Genomic DNA, 3866 nt, shown 5'->3' with positions numbered 1-3866 from the left:
CTCCGTTTTCGATCTTGAATCAGAAATGAGACCAAACGGGAATCCCTTGATTGCAGACACGGCCTAGCGCAGCGGCGGAAACAGCGCCCGGTCGAGCGTGCAGTCGCGAACTACGTCCGCGCCGCAGGGACGGGGGGAAAGGTCGCGGGTCAGGCACAGCCGCGCCTCGGCAATGGTCCCGTCGGCGCAGGTGATGGTCACCATGTCGGCGGTCCAGTCCGGGTTCGCCTCCAGGAAAGCCGCCTCGATCACCGATGCGGGCAGGCGCACCGGGTCCTCCAGTTGCCGCAGCAGGGCGGGGCGGTTCACCCGCCCGTACGCCTCGCGCGCCAATCGGTGATAGTCGCGCCCCGACAGGCCCGAGCAGGTGCCGTGCTTGCGCCACTGATACGCGGCAAGCCCGCCCGATCCCTGAATGTCGGCCATCGCGTCGTTGTCGCGCCGGGACGGCCCGCGCCGGTCCGTGTCACAGAACTCCGGCCAGCCGGTGGCGTATTGCGGCCAAAGCCCGTGCAGTGTCCAGCCCGCGCCGCTGCCTGCATCGCAGGTGTCGGCGCCGCGCGCATCGCCCTCGCGCGCGCACCAGCTGGGCTGCCATGACAGCGCCAGCACCCAGTAGTCGAAATCGCCCGCGCGGTGCGCACGGTCCTGCGCCGCGGCCGCCCCGGCCAGCAGGACCACCGCCAACGCCCAGATCGCCTGTTGCATTTGCTCTTTCCTCCGCGCGGGTCAGACCGTATATGTGCGCCATCTTCCCACATTCGGAAAGACGCGCCGGCCCGGCGCAGCCGATTTCCCGGCGCGGGCAAGTCTTGCCCCGCCGCGCGCGTCAGGAACAGGAGTAGACAGATGCAAAGCAAGCCGATCATGGCCAAGGCGACCGCCGTCTGGCTTGTGGACAACACCACGCTCAGCTTCAAACAGATCGCCGAATTCTGCGGCTTCCACGAACTGGAGGTGCAGGGAATCGCCGATGGCGACGTGGCCGCGGGGGTGAAGGGGTTCGATCCCATCGCAAACAACCAGCTCGACCAGTCGGAAATCGACCGTGCCGAGAAGGACCCGAATTACCGCATGCGGCTGAAGCACAACCCGGCGGCAACGGGAGAGGACGTGCGGCGCGGCCCGCGCTACACGCCCCTGTCCAAACGGCAGGACCGTCCGGCGGCGATCCTGTGGCTGGTGAAGTTCCATCCGGAGCTGGCCGACAGCCAGATCAGCAAGCTGGTGGGCACCACCAAGCCGACGATCCAGTCGATCCGCGAACGCACGCACTGGAACATCTCCAACATCTCGCCCATCGACCCGGTTGCCTTGGGGCTTTGCCGCCAATCGGAACTGGACGCCGCCGTGCAGAAGGCCGCGGCCAAGAAGGCGCGCGAAGGCGTGGTTCTGACCGACGATGAACGCCGCAAGCTCGTGTCCACCGAGCAATCGCTGGAAATGGATACCGAGCCGAAGATCCCGTCAGCGATCTCGGGGCTGGAGACGTTCACGCTCAGCGAGAACAAGTACGACGCCAGCAACGACAAGGTGGACGCGGACAGCTTCTTCAACCTGCCGGATGACACCAGCGCGAATGACGACGACGATGACGATGAGGATGACGACGATCCCCGTTACGGCCGCGATCCGCGTGACTGACCCGCGCAGGGGCTGACGGCGCGCCGGCTTGGGGCTAGGCTTCCGGCAGGCGGTCGCGGTCGGAGGGCAGGCCATGGGGATCATGCGCGTCGTGCTGGGGCTGGCGGTGCTGACGGTTCTTGCCGCCTGTGCGTCCCTGTCGGAGGACGAGTGCCTTGCCGGCGACTGGCGCGGGATCGGGTTCGCCGATGGTGCGCAAGGCCGCGCGCCGGATCATGTCGAGCGTCACCAGAAAGCCTGCGCCAAGGTCGGCGTAGCCCCGGATGTGCAGGCCTGGTTGGCCGGGCGGCAGGCGGGGCTCGCGCGCTACTGCACACCGGCCAAGGCGTATGATCTGGGGCGAAGCGGCCGGACCATCGCGCCATGGTGCACGCCGGATCAGTTGGCGGCGATGCGTCCCGCCCATGACCGGGGCCGCGCCTACTACGAGATCGGGCAGGACATCGACGCGGAGCGCCGCGACCTGCGCGACCTTGATGACCTGATCCGGTCCCTTCCGGACGAGGCGGGGGCCGAGCGCGCGCGGCTATTCTTCGAACGGTCGCGGATCGAGCGGCGGGTGTTCATGCTGGAAAATCGTCAGCGGCGATACGCGGGCTGGCCGGTCTGAACCGTCAGATCCCGCGACGGGCACGGAAGGCCGCGCCGATGGTGCCATCGTCCAGATAATCCAGCTCGCCCCCCACCGGTACACCCTGCGCCAGCGAACTGACCGTCACCCGGCCCGCCAGCATGTCGGAGATGTAGTGCGCCGTGGTCATGCCATCGACCGTGGCATTGAGTGCCAGGATCACCTCGGTCACGCCATCGCGGGCCACGCGGTCGGCCAGACGCGGCAGGCCGAGGTCCTCCGGCCCCACATCGTCGAGCGCCGACAGCGTGCCGCCCAGCACGTGATAGCGCCCGCCGAAGGCGCCCGAGCGTTCCATCGCCCACAGGTCGCCCACGTCCTCCACCACGCAGATCAGCCCGGTGGCGCGGCGCGGGTCGGTGCAGATGGCGCATTCGTCGGCGGTGGTGACGTTCCCGCAGGTGACGCAGTCGCGCACGGATCGCGCCACGTCGCCCATCGCCTCGGCCAGCGGCCCCATCAGCTGCCCCCGGCTGCGCATGAGATGCAGGACCGCGCGCCGCGCCGACCGGGGACCAAGCCCCGGCAGCCGCGCCATCAGCGCGATCAGATCCTCGATCGACCGGTCCGGCCCCGTGGTCATGCGCCCCTGTCCCGGCCTAGAACGGCAGTTTCATGTCGGCAGGCAGCCCGAGGCTTTCCTGCATCTTGCGCATCTCCTCCTGCGACCGGTCCTGCGCGCGCGCCTGCGCTTCCTTGATGGCGGCAAGGATCAGGTCCTCCACCATTTCCCGGTCCTCGGGTTTGAAGATCGACGGGTCGATGGACAGGCCCGTCAACTCGCCCTTGGCGGTCGCCGTGGCCGTCACCAGCCCCGCGCCGCTTGTCCCCGTAACGGTGATGCGGCCCAGTTCTTCCTGCATTTCGGACATCTTGGCCTGCATGTCCTGCGCGGCCTTCATCATCTTGCCCATGTCGCCAAGGCCGCCCAATCCCTTGAACATCGCCTGTCTCCTTCGTGCTGCGTGTGTCAGTCGTCCTCGAACGGATCCCACCCTTCGCCGGGATCGGCGCCGGGGTCGTCCGGGTCATCGGGGTCGTGTTCGGGTGCCGCCTGCAACGCGTCGCGCGCGGCTTCGGCGGCAAGGTCTGCGGGCGTGCGGACCATATCCACATCCGCGCCGGGAAGGGCCGCCAGCACTGCCGAGACCAGCGGATGGGACCGCGCCTGCGCGCGCAGGCTGTCGGCCTCGGCATCGCGGGCATCGGCGATGGTGGGCGCGCCCTGTTCCGCCGCTGTCACGCTGACGGCCCAGCGGGTGCCCGTCCAGGCCTGCAACCGCGCGCCGAGCCGCTGGGCAAGATCCGCGGGCGCGTCATGGGCGGGGCGGAAGGCGATGCGTCCGGGCGTATAGCTGACGAGATGCAGGCCGGTTTCCACGTCCACGAGCAGCTTCACGTCGCGCTGCGCGCGGATCAGCGCCACGACCGCGTCGAAATCCGGATAGGCGTCCAGCGCGCCCTGCGCAGCGGGCTGGCGCGCCGTTGCGCGGCCACCGCCTTGGCCTGTCGCGGTGCGAGACTGCGGCGCGGCGTAGCGGTCCGGCGGCGGTGCAGCCATGCCCGCCGCTGGCGCCATGGTCTGCGCGTG

The 3866-nt window shown here is 69.1% G+C and carries 5 protein-coding genes and 1 pseudogene; 2 read left to right on the top strand and 4 right to left on the bottom strand.

The window, feature by feature from the left end; all coding sequences use genetic code 11:
• Positions 1–63 precede the first annotated feature (63 nt).
• Positions 64–708: a ribonuclease T2 family protein gene (locus DDE13_RS21965; RefSeq protein WP_111406334.1), complete on the bottom strand. Its 645-nt coding sequence runs from the start codon at positions 706–708 to the stop codon at positions 64–66.
• Positions 709–849: 141 nt separating this feature from the next.
• Between DDE13_RS21965 and DDE13_RS21960 the strand changes: the two genes are divergently transcribed.
• Together DDE13_RS21960 and DDE13_RS21955 are read left to right on the top strand one after the other, a co-directional pair.
• On the top strand, positions 850–1644 hold the full coding sequence (locus tag DDE13_RS21960; protein WP_111406333.1) for a DUF1013 domain-containing protein: 795 nt from the start codon (positions 850–852) through the stop codon (positions 1642–1644).
• A 73-nt stretch (positions 1645–1717) separates the two neighbouring features.
• Positions 1718–2254: a DUF2799 domain-containing protein gene (locus DDE13_RS21955; protein WP_111406332.1), complete on the top strand. Its 537-nt coding sequence runs from the start codon at positions 1718–1720 to the stop codon at positions 2252–2254.
• A gap of 4 nt (positions 2255–2258) precedes the next feature.
• Here DDE13_RS21955 and recR read toward each other — a convergent pair whose 3' ends face one another.
• The 3 genes and pseudogenes from recR to DDE13_RS21940 all read right to left on the bottom strand — a co-directional run.
• Positions 2259–2858, bottom strand: coding sequence for a recombination mediator RecR (gene recR / locus DDE13_RS21950; RefSeq protein WP_111406331.1), 600 nt, complete (start codon positions 2856–2858; stop codon positions 2259–2261).
• A 16-nt stretch (positions 2859–2874) separates the two neighbouring features.
• Positions 2875–3219 (bottom strand): YbaB/EbfC family nucleoid-associated protein, encoded by a 345-nt coding sequence (locus tag DDE13_RS21945; protein ID WP_111406330.1) that lies wholly within the window; start codon positions 3217–3219, stop codon positions 2875–2877.
• Positions 3220–3245: 26 nt separating this feature from the next.
• A pseudogene (locus DDE13_RS21940) lies at positions 3246–3866 on the bottom strand (DNA polymerase III subunit gamma/tau); the annotation flags it as partial.

Origin of the sequence: Meridianimarinicoccus zhengii, from assembly GCF_003254465.1 — a bacterium.
GTDB lineage: Bacteria > Pseudomonadota > Alphaproteobacteria > Rhodobacterales > Rhodobacteraceae > Meridianimarinicoccus > Meridianimarinicoccus zhengii.
Note: the sequence above shows the minus strand (reverse complement) of the source record. Positions and strands in the feature narration are given on the sequence as shown.

Bases quoted from the DNA above. Each gene is read 5' to 3' on its own strand.
- DDE13_RS21955 (WP_111406332.1), top strand. From the start codon at position 1,718: ATGGGGATCATGCGCGTCGTGCTGGGGCTGGCGGTGCTGACGGTTCTT.
- recR (WP_111406331.1), bottom strand. From the start codon at position 2,858: ATGACCACGGGGCCGGACCGGTCGATCGAGGATCTGATCGCGCTGATG.
- DDE13_RS21965 (WP_111406334.1), bottom strand. From the start codon at position 708: ATGCAACAGGCGATCTGGGCGTTGGCGGTGGTCCTGCTGGCCGGGGCG.
- DDE13_RS21960 (WP_111406333.1), top strand. From the start codon at position 850: ATGCAAAGCAAGCCGATCATGGCCAAGGCGACCGCCGTCTGGCTTGTG.
- DDE13_RS21945 (WP_111406330.1), bottom strand. From the start codon at position 3,219: ATGTTCAAGGGATTGGGCGGCCTTGGCGACATGGGCAAGATGATGAAG.